A 15,236-nucleotide genomic window follows, 5' to 3' on the forward strand; every position below is an offset into this window, starting at 1 on the left:
GTACTCTCTAAGCGTTTAATTAGAGAGTACATTTTTGCAATTGGTGAGACCTATTAATTTAATTTTTCAAGCTTCATACTTTCACTAAAGAATTTGCAGCCTTTAAAAAGCAGAATTAGGGCCAGTACACACGACAGACCACCCACAATAGATAAAGAAGAACCCACCATTAACGGACTACCAAAAACTTTATCTGTAATAATTGCTACCAATGTTGTACCAATACCGAGTCCAATTAAGTTGCTCACCAAAAGGAATAGGGCAGAAAGACGTGCTCTAAATTGGTTAGGTGCTAACATCTGCAAAGCAGTTGCTGAAATCACTAAAGGGAAAGATGCAAAGAACATTGCAGGAATCAGTAAGCTAACTGAAAGCCAGAGTTGATCTGTTTGGGTAAAAAATGCAATTGGAATAATCAGGCCAACAATACCAATCACACCCGTGAACATCGGTGCATCTTGGCGTCCTTTTTTAATAAACCAGTCGTTTAGCCATCCAGCACAAAACACGCCTAAAGTATTTGCAACTAGCAATATAGTGCCGAGCATATAGCCTGTTTCAGTCGGCGCGAGTTGAAACTTACGAATATAAAATGCAGGTGTCCAGCTAGTTAGGCTATAGAGTGCCATTGCATAAAAGGTAAAACCTAAATAGTGACAAGCAAAAGTTTTTGCATGTTTCTTGATAAACTGAAGGCACTGCGTGAATTTAACTTGGTCAACTTGTCCGCTTTGGTTGAGCTGCTGTCCTTTACGTGCAGGATCCTTAACTGTCAAAATAAATAGCAAACCAATAATAATGCCGGGCAACCCCACCACTAAAAAGGCAATTTGCCATGCCTTGAGTGCACCTAATAAAGGAACTTCAATGAGTGTCACGCCTTTAAGCAGGTTAATCACATAACCGCCAACTAAAAAGGCGATACCTCCACCTAAAAAAGCACCAATTGAATAGATCCCGACCGCGCGGCCTAGTTTGTCTTTGCTAAACATGTCACTAAACATTGAATAGGCCGCAGGAGATAAAGCTGCTTCACCAACGCCCACAGCCATACGGCTTAGGAATAGTTGAATAAAGTTTTTACTTAAACCGCAAGTTGCTGTTGCTAAGCTCCAGACAATAATCCCGATTGAAATCAGTTTTGGTCGGGAAAAACGGTCGGCAATATAGGCTAATGGTAAGCCCATCACAGCGTAGAATAGTGAAAAGGCAAGGCCATGTAACAAGCTAAATTGAGTATCTGAAAGTTGAAGGTCTGCTTTGATGGGTTCAATCATCAACGCCAGAATTTGACGGTCAATAAATGAAAAAATATAGGCCAACATACAAAGTATGACCACATACCATGCATATGCATTGGTTTTCTTTTGTATCCTTTCAACAGCGATATTACTTTGGTTCATACACTTAATCCTTATGTATAAAACGCTTTAAAGAAATTGATCTCTAGCTTCTATTCATCCTCAAAATTTTTGATACGTCCCCATTTGAAATGAATAATGAAACGGCTAGAAATGATTGAATTTGGTTTGGTAAGGGGCCTTGAAGAAGGTGACTTAACACAAACGGAAATAGTAATGCTGACTAGATTATTGAATTATTATTTTCTTTTTATATGTAAAATTCCATTACTTGTTGAGTATGTTTAGATACCTAAAAAGTATGTTAAGTGAGCTGCCGGGAGGGTTTAATTGTTTTAAGTATTTGAATTTAATAAATTTTATTATTTGTGGCAGATTTTTTATAGTGAGCAGCTAAAGAAAGACTAGCTTTAACTGCTCTAGAGCCCAGTTAATTTAATGTCGATGGAAATAATTAACTTGATGGCATGAGATCAAATAATTTTTTTAACTGATGATTTAGATTATGCAGTTCATCTTCTGAAAAAGCATTGAGGATCCCCGCTAAGGTAACCACACTAATTTGGTTAATCTGCTCAACAAGCTCAACACCTTTGGCCGTTAATTTCACCATCGAAATCCGTTCATCAGCGGTAGAAGAGTAGACTTCCACAATGCCATCTTCTACCAAACGATATACAGCCTTTGTTGCTGTTGTGAGTTTTAAAGTAGAAAGATTGGCAATGTCAGTGATACTGGCTTCCCCAAGCGCATTGGTACTTAAAATAATTTTGCGGCGAGTATTATCAATTCCAAGTTTTTTTATAGATTTTTCAATAAGTTGTGAATATTTACCATTAACTTGGGAAATCCAGAAAAAGGGGAAGTTTTGAATACTCGACGGTTCTTTATTGGGAAGAAATTGTTCTAAATGATCAAGCATAGCTAAGCAATAACTTAGTAAAAAAAGGGTAATTCTATTATAAACAAAATTTTGCATATTTCCTTGAACACACATTAGAAAAATTACTTGACAATTCCATTAAATTTTCTGATATTTTAATTAATGGATAAAAATACATGGAAAAGTGAATGAATATTATTAGCCAAAGTGTGCAAAAAGGAAACGGCAAACTTAAGGTGATGGTGAAGGACACTATAGATATTCAAGGTCTAAAAACCATTGCTGGCAGTAGAGCTTTATTAGAAGTCGAACCCGCACATGATGATGCTGAGGTAGTTAAAAACATCTTAAAAGCTGATTGCGAAATTATTGGCAAGACAAATTTGCACGAATTGGCTTTTGGAATTACAGGCATTAACCACGCTTTTGGTACACCTATTAACCCTAAATATCCTGAACTTATTCCGGGCGGCTCTTCAAGTGGTTCAGCCGCAGCAGTTGCAGCTAAACAAGCTGACTTTACTTTAGGGACAGACACCGGTGGCTCTATCCGTATGCCCGCTGCATGCTGTGGAGTTTATGGTTTAAAACCGACTTTCGGTCGGGTAAGTCGCGAAGGCGTATACCCGCCGTCAAGTTCTTTAGATTGCGTTGGTCCTTTTGCAAATTCAGTCGAAATGATTGAAAAAGCCATGCAAATTATTGATCCAACTTTTAAGCCGGCTGAATGCACTCTTACACCAAAACTTGCAGTGCTCGATGTCAAAGCAGATGAGGTTGTTTGGAACTGTATATATCAAGCACTTCAAAAAGCAAATTTAGAGACCGTTTTAGAAAAAGTTGAACATTTTGAAGCAGCTTATGATGCAGGCATGCAGATTATTAACTATGAAAACTGGCAAGCTTTTGGTGAGTTAACCCAAACAGGCTTAATTGGTTCTGATGTAAATAATCGTTTATTAAAAGCAGCCCACACCACTTTAGAGCAAGTAAAGCAAGCAGAAGTTGTGAAAGCGCAGCTGACAAAGGAACTCGATGCCTTATTAGACAAATATGATGCATTGGTTCTACCGACACTTCCGCAAATTCCACCAAAAGTTTCTGAAGCTGAAAACACGGTCGCTTTTTTGAATCTTACCGGTTTAGTTCGACCATTTAATTTATCAGGACATCCAGCTATTTCAGTGCCACTTGAAACCAGTAAAGGTTTACCAGTGGGCTTACAGATCGTATCGAAGCATCAAAAAGATGAGCAATTATGCGCTATAGCTAAATTTTGTGTTGATGCAATGCAATAAATTACAAGGAGTTAGATGATGAATAAGTTGTCTAAAATGGAGTTTGCTTCTCAAGACAAAGCAGTTGACTTAGATGCTTTGTGCCAAGAAATTCGTGAACGTGCCTGTACAGGTGAATTTGATAATCAGGCATATGTGAGCCAAGACGTTATTGAAAAGCTTAAGCAAATCGGTGTTTACCGTGCTTTGGTTCCGAAACGTTTTGGCGGTGACGAATGTTCACCACGACAGTTTTGTGAATTGATCGAAACGTTATCTAAAGCTGATGGTTCAGTCGGTTGGGTGGCAAGTTTCGGTATGAGCCCTGCGTATTTAGGAAGTTTGCCAGAAGAAACGCTTAAAGAATTGTACCAAAACGGGCCAGATGTAGTGTTTGCCGGAGGTATTTTCCCACCGCAACCAGCTGAGATTACGGATGAAGGTGTAGTAGTTCGTGGACGTTGGAAATTTTCCAGCGGCTGTATGGGTGCTGACATTGTTGGCGTGGGGATTTCACCCCTTAAAAATAATGAAATGCAAGGCTTACCACGCATGGCAGTGATGCCTGCCAAAAAAGCCAAAATCGAAATGACTTGGGACACCGTTGGCCTAAAAGGTACAGGAAGCCATGACTTAGTCGTTGAAGATGTATTGGTCGAAAAGAAATGGACCTTTGTACGTGGTGAGCCTTCGAAACTCAGCGAGCCATTTTTTAAATATCCGTCCCTGTCTTTAGCGACTCAAGTATTAACCGTGGTGGGTATTGGGGTTGCAGCTGCCGCATTAGAAGAATTTGAAAAATTAGCACCGGGTAAAGCATCGATTACAGGCGGGTCAGAAATTGCCAACCGCCCAGTGACTCAATATGAGTTCGCTCAAGCTGATGCTGAGTTTCAGGCGGCAAAGTCTTGGTTTTATCAAACCATGGATATTGTCTGGAATGAAATTATTGCTGGTCGTGAAGCAACTGCTGAACAAATTAGCGATATGCGTCTGGCATGTACTCATGCGGCTCGAGTTTGCGCCAAAGTGACCCGAAAAATGCAAATGCTCGCGGGCATGACAGCAATCTATACCAACAATCCATTTAGCCGTTTTGTGAATGACACCAACGTGGTGACCCAGCATGCCTTTATGGGTGATGCGACTTTACAAAATGCAGGCTCAATCAGTTTCGGGTTAAAGCCAACCCCAGGTTATTTATAAGTTTAATTTTTAAAAGGATATTGAGATGGAAGCTAAAAAATCATTACGCGTTTTGTTCTGCATGGGCATTAACCAAAACTTTTTTGACGCAGAGCCAGCTGAAGCAAAAGCGGTTTGGGCAGCATTTGGTGAAATGTGGAATGGCATTCATGACTTACCAGGCGTACATGTTTTTGGAAATCTTGATGATGACCAAAGCATGGTTGGCCCAAGTGCTGGCTGGCCTTGGACCACGTACTTGCTTGCAGATGTTCCAGATATTGAAACAGTACATGCAGCTTGTAATTTGTTTAGAACGACGGTAGTGGGTGAAGGTCCATACAAACTTTGGAAATATTGCAAAGTTGAAGCTCGTGTTGGGCGTGAATTGATTATCCAACGTTAAGGCGATGGCAATGAATGACAAAGTGAATTTTGCAGAAATCATAGAGCGACTAGAACAGTTAGAAGCGCACAACGCCATTCGTAATTGTTTGAACCGTTATATGGAAATCTGCGACGAGCTCAATGCAAATACAGACCTTGACGAGCTGATGAATCTTTTTGATCAAGACTGTATTTGGGAAGGTGTTGGCGAGAAATATGCCAAATCCTTTGGCCGTTATGATTCTTGGCAGTCGATTTACGACATGTTTAAAAGTTATACCCAAAAAGAATCTCACTTTGTTATGAATGCACACTTTGTAAATTCAGAACAAATTTATGTAAATCAAAATGATGCAAATGCTTCATGGCTAATGTTGCAAACTTCAACGTTTAAAGATGGCCGTAGTCATTTAAATGCAGCAAAGCTCAACGTGAAGTTTCAAAAGCAAGCAGATGGAACATGGAAAATTAAACATTTCCAAACACAGAATATTTTCAGTCGTCCCGTATCGCATTGGCACAGTGAAGCCGAGTTGCCAGTACCTTCCCAGGATTGACCCAGGACATATTTAAAAGGACTATTGATATGAACAGTATTATCCCGACGCATAACATTGGCACTGATTACGATACTTTGGTTCAAAGTGACCGTGCCCATACTTCTCTTTATAAAGATGAACGCATTTTTGATGAAGAAATGGAAAAAATCTTTTATAGCACTTGGGTGTGGGTTGCACATGCGAGTGAAATTCCAGAAGGTGGAAGCTATAAAACTATTAACATTGGTAAACAACCAGTTGTAGCGGTGCGGGACCGTAAAAAGAAAGTCCATGTACTTTTAAACCGTTGCCGTCACCGTGCAGCAACCGTATGTGAACATAAAAAAGGAAAAACCAATAGTTTTGTATGCCCATATCACGGTTGGAGTTATGCACTTGATGGTAGTTTACGTGGTGTGCCATCTCCGGAAAGTTACGGTGATTGTTTAGATAAGTCTGAATTACCACTGGTGAGTCTACGTGTAGAAGAATATAACGGCATGATCTTCGCTTCATTTAAAGAAGATATTCAACCGCTTGAAGAGTTCCTTGGGCCAGCAAAAAAATGGATTGACCTGTTTATGAAACAAGGTGCAGGTTATCCAATTAAAGTGTTAGGTGAACACCGTTTCCGTTTTCCGGGTAACTGGAAAATCCAGCTTGAAAATACTACTGATGCATATCACTTCCCGTTGGTACACAAGTCATTCTTAAGTTCTGTCGATGAAAAAACCGAAGAACTCTTTAACTTCGAAAATCAACCGGGTTTTGTTGAAGACTTAGGAAACGGTCACAGTGTGATGGTGATGATTCCTGATCTTGTCGATTTAGACGAAGAACTCATGGAGCGTCCAATTCAAGAGCGTTTTGAAGACTTGGCTCAAGCTTTGCGCGACGAAGGACATGAAGAATTAGAGGTACGCCGTATTGTTCGTGCCGTCGGTGGTTCTGGCTTTAACTTAAATTTATTCCCGAATATTGCATGTTCGATGGCGTTCTTCCGTGTGTTGCAGCCAATTTCAGTTGCTGAAACAGAAATTCATCACTCGGTAATTACCATGGACGGTGGCCCGCAAATTGCCAACCAATATCGCCTACGTTTGCATGAACATTTCCAAGGCCCATTTGGTTTTGGTACGCCAGATGACTCAGAAGCTTGGGAACGCGTACAACACGGCGCCAATGCGGGTAATGATTTATGGATCATGTTGAACCGCGGTTTGCCGGGCGAAGTCAAAACTGAAGATGGCTTAAAAAGTGATGTCAGTGCTGAAACAGGTATGCGTGCAGCATATCAGCAGTGGAAAAAGATGATGACGGCTTAAGGAGAGAGCAATGAATATGAATCTACAATTATTAAATGAAGTCACTGCTTTCATCTGGGCCGAAGCAGATATGTTAGACCACAGTGAATATCGTGAATGGCTTAATTTATGGAATGAAAAAGGGGTTTATATCATTCCGATTGACCCAAATCTCACTGACTACGAAAACAACTTAAATTATGCCTATGACGATAATCATATGCGTACTTTACGTGTAGAGCGTCTGGAAAATGGTGAAGCGATTTCTACAGCACCTAAAGCCAATACTGTGCGTAGCATTTCTCGTGTACGAGTGATTCAAGATCAGGATGATGAAATCGTTTTACGTTGTGCTCAAAACTTACGTGAATTTCGTAAAGAAAACCTCAAGCATTACACGGCCGATATTACATACCATCTAACCCGTGATGCGGCTACAGGCTTTAAGATTAACCGTAAAATCATTAACTTGGTTAATTCTACCGATACCTTAGCTGGTATTAGCTACATTCTTTAGGAGCGGTAACATGAAACAGGTTGTTTTAGTGACAGGTGCTGCTTCTGGACTCGGTAATGTCATTGCTGAATATTTTGCGAGCCAAGGCCATCAAGTGATTTTGTCAGCCAGTACACTTGAAAAAGCCGAAAATGCCAAGGCACAAAGTCAATATGCACAAAATATGTTTCCTTTAAAGCTGGATATTTCGGTTGAAGTAGATTTTCATGCAGCGGTGCAATGGATTGAAGAGAAATTTTCTAAACTTGATGTGTTGATTAACAATGCCACCGTCACCAAAGCAACGCCAGTATTAGAAATTACCGCAGCTGAGTTTGATTGGGTGACCCAAGTCAACCAACGCGGCACCTTTCAGGCTTGCCAAATTATTGGCCAATATATGGCTAAAAAAGGCTATGGACGTATCATTAATATGGCGTCGTTAGCAGGACAAAACGGTGGTACTGCAACAGGTGCACACTATGCGGCAACCAAAGGTGCGATTGTGACGTTAACCAAAATTTTTGCCAAAGAGTTTGCGGCAAAAGGGGTAACGGTCAATGCAGTTGCACCGGGACCAATGGAATCTCCAATCGTTCATAGCGTGGTGCCAGACGAAAAAATGGAACAGTTCATCCAAAATATTCCAGTTAAAGCCTTAGGTAGTATGCATTTCATTGCTGAAACTTGTGGGTTGCTTGCGAGTCCAAATGCGGGGTTTGTGACTGGTGCAACATGGGATATTAACGGTGGTTTATTCATGCGTTAAGCCAATTGCTTAACCATGAAAAGGGAGTTAAATCATGACTACACTTTATGATGTTGTCGTTAAAAATCGCCATGTGGAAGGTGGAAATATTGCAGTCATGGAATTTGAATCTGCAACTTCTGCAACATTGCCAAAAGTTGAAGCGGGTGCGCATATTGATGTGCACTTACCGAATGGCATGGTACGCCAATATTCACTTTGTCAAAATCCAAATGACGAAGGTAAGTTCCGCCTTGGAATTTTACGTGACCCTGAATCACGAGGTGGCTCAGTCTCGGCTTTTGATGAAATTAAAGATGGCATGCAAATTCAGGTGAGCGAGCCAAAAAATTTATTTCCACTTTTAAAAGCTAAACACAGCGTATTGATTGGCGGTGGAATTGGAATTACGCCGTTAATCACGATGGCGTATCAACTTGCACATGAAGGTGAATCATTTGAGCTTCACTACTGTGGGGCTAGCCCTGAAAACTGTGCTTTTGTTGATGAAATTAAAAATGGTGAGTTAGCAAAATACACAACCTTCCATTTTAAATCCGAAGGTGCAAGCCACCGAGCATTTTTTGAATCTGCCATTAAAAATATTGACTCGGAAAGCCATATTTACACGTGTGGTCCAGTCGGTTTCATGGACTGGGTGATTAACCTTGCCACGACTCACGATTTTCCTGAGCAGCAAATTCACAAAGAATATTTCCAAGTTGAAACTGATACTTCTGGAGATTCATTTGAGGTAGTGGCTGAGCGTAGCGGAAAAATCATTATGGTTGAAGCTGGCGAAACCATTTTGCAGGCTTTAGCTAAAGAAGGCATCGACATTGAAATGTCTTGCGAGCAAGGCGTATGCGGAACCTGTATGTGTGATGTAATTGAAGGCGAACCTGATCATCGAGATGTTTATTTTACTGATGAAGAAAAAGCCAGCAATGAACAAATATTGGTGTGCTGTTCGCGCTCTAAAACACCGAGATTAGTTTTAGATATCTAATGCTCTCGCGATTTATATGGATGTAAGAGAAGGTTTAGGAGAAAGATGATGAATGTATTACAACAAATAGATGAGTTTACGGTCGATCCACTACAGTTCCGACGAGCATTAGGAAATTTTGCAACAGGCGTTACCATTGTTACTGCACAAAATGCACAAGGTGAGAAAGTCGGTGTAACCGCAAATAGTTTTAACTCGGTATCGCTTGACCCACCACTTATTTTGTGGAGCATTGATAAAAAATCTTCAAGTTTTTCAGTATTTGAAGAAGCGACACATTTTGCAGTCAATATTTTATCAGGAACGCAAATTGAGCTGTCTAATAAGTTTTCAAGACGCAATATTGATAAATTTGCAGACACCAATTTTCAACTCGGTGCAGGACGTGCACCCATTTTAGAAAATTGTTCTGCGGTGTTTGAGTGCGAACGTTATCAAGTGATAGAAGGTGGTGACCACTGGATTATTGTTGGTAAAGTCGTTCGTTTCCATGACCAAGGCCGAAGCCCGCTGGTTTACCATCAAGGCGCATATTCTTGTGTCATGCCGCATCAGAGCCTTCAAGTTAAGCAAACTGAAGAGAACGGCGTAGACCAAACACATTATGGGCACTTATATAATAATGTCTGCTACTTAATGAGCCGTGCTTTTAAAGCTTATCAAACCGACTATATTCCTAAGCAAATGGCTTCTGGTTTCCGGACCAGTGAATCACGTCTTTTACTCGTTTTGGCCAGTGGTACTGCTTCAAGTAAGGAAGATTTACCGCGTGATATTGCTATGCCAATGCAAGAAGTTGAAAGATCAGCTGAAATTCTAAAATTTGAAGGGTTATTGGTTGATCATGATAATTTATACGCACTGACGGAAAAGGGTAAACAAACAGCACAGTATTTGTTTGATATTGCCGATAGCCACCAAAACGAAGTATTTAAAAAGTATTCTGAGGAACAAAAGGATATTTTTATTACCATGCTGCGAGATTTTGCAGGAGTAGTATAAGTCCCATTAAGCTGATAAATTGAATTGATTTATCAGCTTCTTCACATCTAGCTGACTATCATCAAAACAATTCCAAGGATAAGGAATTTTTGGCACACAATTTGTTTATCAATAAAACAAGATTGCAAATAAGCCAAGACAGTGCACCACCACAAACGCAAAATTTTGAGCGGTTGCACATGTATAGAGAGGTAAGGGATGAACCAATATGTAAGTGATGCATTACTCACATGGACGCACCATATTAAAAGTGTGTGCGGCAATTTTGAAACCGATTTTGACGGAACTCGTAATTTATTCATTGGTGAAGTTCAGTGCTTTTTATTGGGTGATACCGAAATTGCTTTTATCAAAAACAATGCAAATAAAATTGTCCGAAAAGCCGATGAAATCGATCGAGTGAATAATCGTTTTTGTTTTTTGATTTTGCAGTATTCGGGAAAAATGCTGCTCGAATATAAAAATGAGACTCTCAGCCTAAACGAAGGCGATATTGTGTTGGTCGACCCAGTCGAAACCATTTCGATGTATCCGCAAGGATTAGTAAGCCAGATTTCAGTTCATCTGTCGCGTGAAAAATTACTTAAAGAAAATATTAGTACCGAATATTTTGGAAAACTGATTACGCAAAATATGAGTGGTTTTTTACTCAAAAATATTTTGAAAAACATGTCTGCTGAAAACATCAAACTTTGGTATGCAACTGAAGATGGTAATGCTTTTGAAGATGCTTTAATTGCTTTAATCAAACCGACAATTAATTATAAAAATATTAATAGCTCAAATAATCTAATGGAAAAAGCTGAGCGTTATATTATAGAAAACTTAGCAAAACCTGACTTAACCCCTAAATTAATTGCAGAGCATATTGGGGTGTCGCTGCGTCATCTTTACCGTTTATTTCTTCAAGAAAACCTATCTATTAACAAATACATACAGCTCAAACGCCTAGAAAAAGTCAAAGCGGATTTGCTTGATAAAAAGAACAAACAAAGCTCGATTACCCAAATTGCCTTGAAGTGGGGTTTTTGGGATGGCGCTCATTTCTCAAAAATCTTTAAAAAGACTTATGGTATTTCTCCTAAAGAATTTAGAGAGGGTATGTCGGTTTAAATCTTTCATCTCTCAATGTCATTTTTAGACAAATTCGACGTCATTCTTGAACAAGCTAGCCCTATGTAACTGTGTTGAAATTAAATTCATTAGAGCAGGTTAGATAAGCTTAATAACCATAAAACTATTAAGTTAGTCTAATGAATTTCACTCACAGGAAGTGCATTTTAACTGTCTGATTCAGATAGTTCAGGGATAGATGAAAAGGATGAAACCAATGCGTAAACAACGATTATTGAATGACATACAAAAAATACTGGCACTTAACTTATCAATCGCTGCAAGCTTTTGGGGACTCAATACTCAAGCGTTTGCTCATGGTGGACATGCCGAAATGGTCTCACTTTATCAAAACATGAGTGAGCAAGGGGCTAAAGTTGTCAAAGATGATTTTACTAATACTTATATGATCACCAAAGGCTCTATGGTGGTTCGAGCTAAACCTCATTCAGATCAGGTTTTGGTGAACGGAAAACCTTTTAAGCTCAGTGTGCCTTTATTAATTAAGGATGGTAAGCCTGTTATTGGAAAAGATTTTTTTAATGAAGTATTCCAGTCTGGGTTAGATCAAACTTTTAAAGTTGAAAATACGTTTCACCCGCTCAATAGCTTAAATTCTGATGAAATCAAAAAGACGTTTGATGTGATTAACCGCTCGAAATACGCCTATAAAAATATGCGTTTTGCCGAGTTAAAGCTTAAAGAACCTGAAAAAGCAAAAGTTTGGGATTACTTTATTAATCACAAAGAATTTAAAGAAGATCGTATTGCCTCATTTATTTTGTTAAAGGGGAGTCAAGCGATTGAAGGTGAAGTTAACCTTAACACTCAACAAGTCACCAAATGGAATGTACTTAAAGACACTCATGGAATGGTGTTGCTCGATAATTTTGAAGCCGTACAACGTGTAATTGAAACGAGTAAAGAATATCAAGACGCGTTACGCAAACGTGGCATTAGTGATGTGAAGAAAGTGATTGCTACACCGCTAACTGTTGGATATTTTGGCGGTAAAGATGGTCTGGACAAACAACTCAATATATTAAAAGTCGTCGCTTACCTCGATGTAGGCGATGGTAATTATTGGGCGCATCCAATTGAAAATTTAGTTGCTGTAGTCGATTTAGATAAAGAAAAAATTATCAAGATTGAAGAAGGTGCGATCATTCCTGTGCCAATGGCAAATCGACCTTATATGTCGAATAAGCCAGTAGCAAGTAAGCTAAAACCACTTAATATTACTGAGCCTGAGGGCAAAAACTTTAGCATTACTGGCCAAACCATACATTGGGGGAACTGGTGTTTGCATGTGGCCTTAGATTCTCGTGTTGGCTTGCAGCTTTCAACCGTGACTTATAAAGATAAAGGCGTTAAGCGTAAAGTCATGTATGAAGGGAACTTGGGTGGAATGGTAGTTCCATACGGAGACCCTGATATCGGTTGGTACTTCAAATCTTATTTAGACTCTGGCGAATATGGTATGGGTACACTCACATCATCTATTCTTCCGGGAACAGATGCACCCGACAACGCTGTTTTACTTGATGCTGTGATTGCAGATTATAAAGGCCAGCCACAAGTGATTCCAAATGCCATTGCCGTGTTTGAACGTTATGCAGGACCTGAATATAAACATCACGAAATTTTTGGTAACCAAGATGCGAGTGAAGCCCGCCGTGAACTTGTTGTGCGCTGGATTAGTACGGTTGGAAACTACGATTACATGTTTGACTGGGTATTTGCTCAAAATGGTGTAATTGGAATTAATGCGGGTGCAACGGGTATTGAGGCGGTTAAAGGCGTTAAATCACGCACCATGCATGACAGTACAGCTAAAGAAGACACCAAATATGGAACTTTAATTGACCATAATATTGTGGGTACAACGCATCAGCACATCTATAACTTCCGTTTAGACATGGATGTCGATGGTGAAAATAACAGCTTTATGCATATGGACCCTGTGGTGAAAGCCAATGACAAAGGTGGTGTTCGTACAAGCTCAATGCAAATTGACAGTAAAGTCATTACCAATGAGCAAAATGCCGCTGAAAAATTTGATCCATCTACCATCCGCTTACTCACGAATTTCAACAAGGAAAATAAATTAGGCAATCCGGTTTCTTACCAACTCATTCCATTTGCAGGTGGAACACATCCTGTGGCGAAGGGTGCCAATTTTTCTAAAGATGAATGGTTATTTAAACGTTTGAACTTTATGGATAAGCAAATTTGGGTGACTCAGTACAATCCGGATGAACGTTATCCTGAAGGGAAATATTCAAACCGTTCAACTCATGACACAGGCTTAGGACAGTTTATTGGCAACAATGAAAATATTGAAAATAAAGACCTTGTGGTCTGGATGACAACAGGCACAACCCATGTGGCACGTGCTGAAGAATGGCCAATTATGCCGACAGAATGGGTTTATACCCTAATCAAACCTTGGAACTTCTTTGACAACACCCCGACTTTAAACTTGGGTGAAGACGAGCAAAGCACGCAGCACGACCATCATTAAACAGATGCATGATCTAGGGTGGGTAACGAATCGGTTACCCACACCTGAGCACGGTTAGGCCGTTCGCAAAAAAGGAATTTCTCAATGAAAAATTTATTTTCTCAGGTTGTGAGAGGGACTCTCTTTGTCTCATTTTTTTCAACTGTGCATGCTGGTGAGCTTGAAATTAAGCCAACTTTTGAAGCAACTTTTGGGGCTTTTAGTAGCGGTAAAAGCTATAACGGCGAAAACCTAGATGACGAAAGAATAAATTGGCAAGAAGGTCATCTTAAATATGGAGCGAAAGGACAATACACCTTTAAAAACAATCAGCTCTATGCAAGCCTGAGCGGTATTAGCTCGGCAACATTTGGTGATGGCGATGCCGGCCAAAATAGTAATGGCAAAGAACGTAAAACAGATGTGAATGAATGGATCATTGGTTTTAAAGATGGCACCAATAAAGATGAATTAACGACCTATGATTTAAGTATTGGTCGACAAAATATCATGATTGGTGATGGGTTCTTTATTGCGGGTGATGCGTTAAACCTCGGTAAAGCGCCTGCGGATGGCACATTAGATCGAGGCGGGGCATATTATCTAGCAGCTCGTCGAAGCTTTGATTTTACAAGTTTGCTTCAATACAAACCCCAAGAGAATACAACCCTAAAGTTGGCTTATTTAAAATCAAATAACAAAGCACAATTTTCACCTGAACTGTTTGTGACTGATCTGATGTATCAGCTTAAAGATAAAGGCGTTGGGTTCACTTACTTAAATGTATTAGACCTTGAAGATGCTGAACACGTTTCAGGGCGCGAAGATCTTAAAAATTATGCTTTACGTTTAAATTATCAGCCTTTACCAGAACTACAAATTAAAACTGAGTTTGTAGTTCAAGATAAAAAAGATAGCCACGAAAATGCTGGCTACATAGCGTTGAACTATAACTTTTTATCTTCAAAATATACGCCCTCATTAGGCTACCGTTTTAGTCATTTTTCAGACCAATACGACCCTATGTTTTATGGAAATACAGTCGGCTTTGGTACATGGTTTCAGGGCGAAGTTGCTGGAAACTATGCAGGTCCATTCAATAAAAATGCAGATATTCATCAAGTTTCTTACATGATGAACTTGAAAGAAAATTTTATTTTGGGTGCTTTGGCCTATAAGTTCAAAACAGTAAATAAGTCTTTAACCAATGTAGACGGACATGAGCTGGATGTTTTCTCGGTCTGGTCGGTTAATAAAAAATTCAATGTTATTCCTTTAGTGGGACTCTATAAACCAAAACACGATATCCATAGCGGCGGTACTCAAAACTACGATGACAAGACCAATGTATATGCGCAGTTAATTTTGCAATACATCTATTAAATCAGAGTGAAGGAGACCGTGTTTATTGGCGGTACATTCATAGAAA

General features: G+C 39.6%; 14 protein-coding genes. 12 read left to right on the forward strand and 2 right to left on the reverse strand.

The window, feature by feature from the left end; all coding sequences use genetic code 11:
• Window positions 1-53: 53 nt before the first annotated feature.
• On the reverse strand, window positions 54-1,403 hold the full coding sequence (locus tag ACIF8R_RS13450) for a spinster family MFS transporter (protein ID WP_396481273.1): 1,350 nt from the start codon (window positions 1,401-1,403) through the stop codon (window positions 54-56).
• Between the two features lie 412 nt (window positions 1,404-1,815).
• Window positions 1,816-2,283: a MarR family winged helix-turn-helix transcriptional regulator gene (locus ACIF8R_RS13455; protein ID WP_000884019.1), complete on the reverse strand. Its 468-nt coding sequence runs from the start codon at window positions 2,281-2,283 to the stop codon at window positions 1,816-1,818.
• A gap of 149 nt (window positions 2,284-2,432) precedes the next feature.
• Here ACIF8R_RS13455 and ACIF8R_RS13460 point away from each other — a divergent pair, with 149 nt between their 5' ends.
• From ACIF8R_RS13460 to ACIF8R_RS13515, 12 genes are all read left to right on the forward strand, one after another.
• Window positions 2,433-3,542, forward strand: coding sequence for an amidase (locus ACIF8R_RS13460; protein ID WP_396481275.1), 1,110 nt, complete (start codon window positions 2,433-2,435; stop codon window positions 3,540-3,542).
• Between the two features lie 36 nt (window positions 3,543-3,578).
• The gene (locus ACIF8R_RS13465; protein WP_077163447.1) at window positions 3,579-4,727 is read left to right on the forward strand and encodes an acyl-CoA dehydrogenase family protein; all 1,149 of its coding nucleotides are present in this window, start codon (window positions 3,579-3,581) and stop codon (window positions 4,725-4,727) included.
• A 25-nt stretch (window positions 4,728-4,752) separates the two neighbouring features.
• Complete coding sequence (locus ACIF8R_RS13470; RefSeq protein ID WP_000387554.1) at window positions 4,753-5,112, forward strand: hypothetical protein; 360 nt, start codon at window positions 4,753-4,755, stop codon at window positions 5,110-5,112.
• 4 nt (window positions 5,113-5,116) lie between these two features.
• Entirely contained in the window at window positions 5,117-5,650 is a 534-nt protein-coding gene (locus tag ACIF8R_RS13475) for a nuclear transport factor 2 family protein (protein WP_396481277.1), read from the forward strand.
• Between the two features lie 29 nt (window positions 5,651-5,679).
• Window positions 5,680-6,957, forward strand: a complete 1,278-nt coding sequence (locus tag ACIF8R_RS13480; protein ID WP_396481279.1) for a Rieske 2Fe-2S domain-containing protein — start codon at window positions 5,680-5,682, stop codon at window positions 6,955-6,957.
• 10 nt (window positions 6,958-6,967) lie between these two features.
• A complete protein-coding gene (locus tag ACIF8R_RS13485) occupies window positions 6,968-7,453 on the forward strand; it encodes an aromatic-ring-hydroxylating dioxygenase subunit beta (RefSeq protein WP_004701406.1) in 486 nt (161 codons plus the stop codon).
• A gap of 10 nt (window positions 7,454-7,463) precedes the next feature.
• The gene (locus tag ACIF8R_RS13490) at window positions 7,464-8,201 is read left to right on the forward strand and encodes an SDR family NAD(P)-dependent oxidoreductase (RefSeq protein ID WP_396481281.1); all 738 of its coding nucleotides are present in this window, start codon (window positions 7,464-7,466) and stop codon (window positions 8,199-8,201) included.
• 34 nt (window positions 8,202-8,235) lie between these two features.
• Entirely contained in the window at window positions 8,236-9,189 is a 954-nt protein-coding gene (locus ACIF8R_RS13495) for a PDR/VanB family oxidoreductase (protein ID WP_396481283.1), read from the forward strand.
• A gap of 45 nt (window positions 9,190-9,234) precedes the next feature.
• The gene (locus ACIF8R_RS13500) at window positions 9,235-10,191 is read left to right on the forward strand and encodes a p-hydroxyphenylacetate 3-hydroxylase reductase component (protein ID WP_396481285.1); all 957 of its coding nucleotides are present in this window, start codon (window positions 9,235-9,237) and stop codon (window positions 10,189-10,191) included.
• 198 nt (window positions 10,192-10,389) lie between these two features.
• Window positions 10,390-11,304: a transcriptional regulator FeaR gene (feaR, locus tag ACIF8R_RS13505; RefSeq protein WP_001077876.1), complete on the forward strand. Its 915-nt coding sequence runs from the start codon at window positions 10,390-10,392 to the stop codon at window positions 11,302-11,304.
• A gap of 208 nt (window positions 11,305-11,512) precedes the next feature.
• Window positions 11,513-13,828: a primary-amine oxidase gene (gene tynA, locus ACIF8R_RS13510; RefSeq protein ID WP_396481287.1), complete on the forward strand. Its 2,316-nt coding sequence runs from the start codon at window positions 11,513-11,515 to the stop codon at window positions 13,826-13,828.
• A gap of 144 nt (window positions 13,829-13,972) precedes the next feature.
• Window positions 13,973-15,190: a hypothetical protein gene (locus ACIF8R_RS13515; RefSeq protein WP_396481357.1), complete on the forward strand. Its 1,218-nt coding sequence runs from the start codon at window positions 13,973-13,975 to the stop codon at window positions 15,188-15,190.
• Window positions 15,191-15,236: the final 46 nt, after the last annotated feature.

Origin of the sequence: Acinetobacter sp. ABJ_C4_1, from assembly GCF_044538495.1 — a bacterium.
Classification (GTDB): Bacteria; Pseudomonadota; Gammaproteobacteria; order Pseudomonadales; family Moraxellaceae; genus Acinetobacter; species Acinetobacter nosocomialis_A.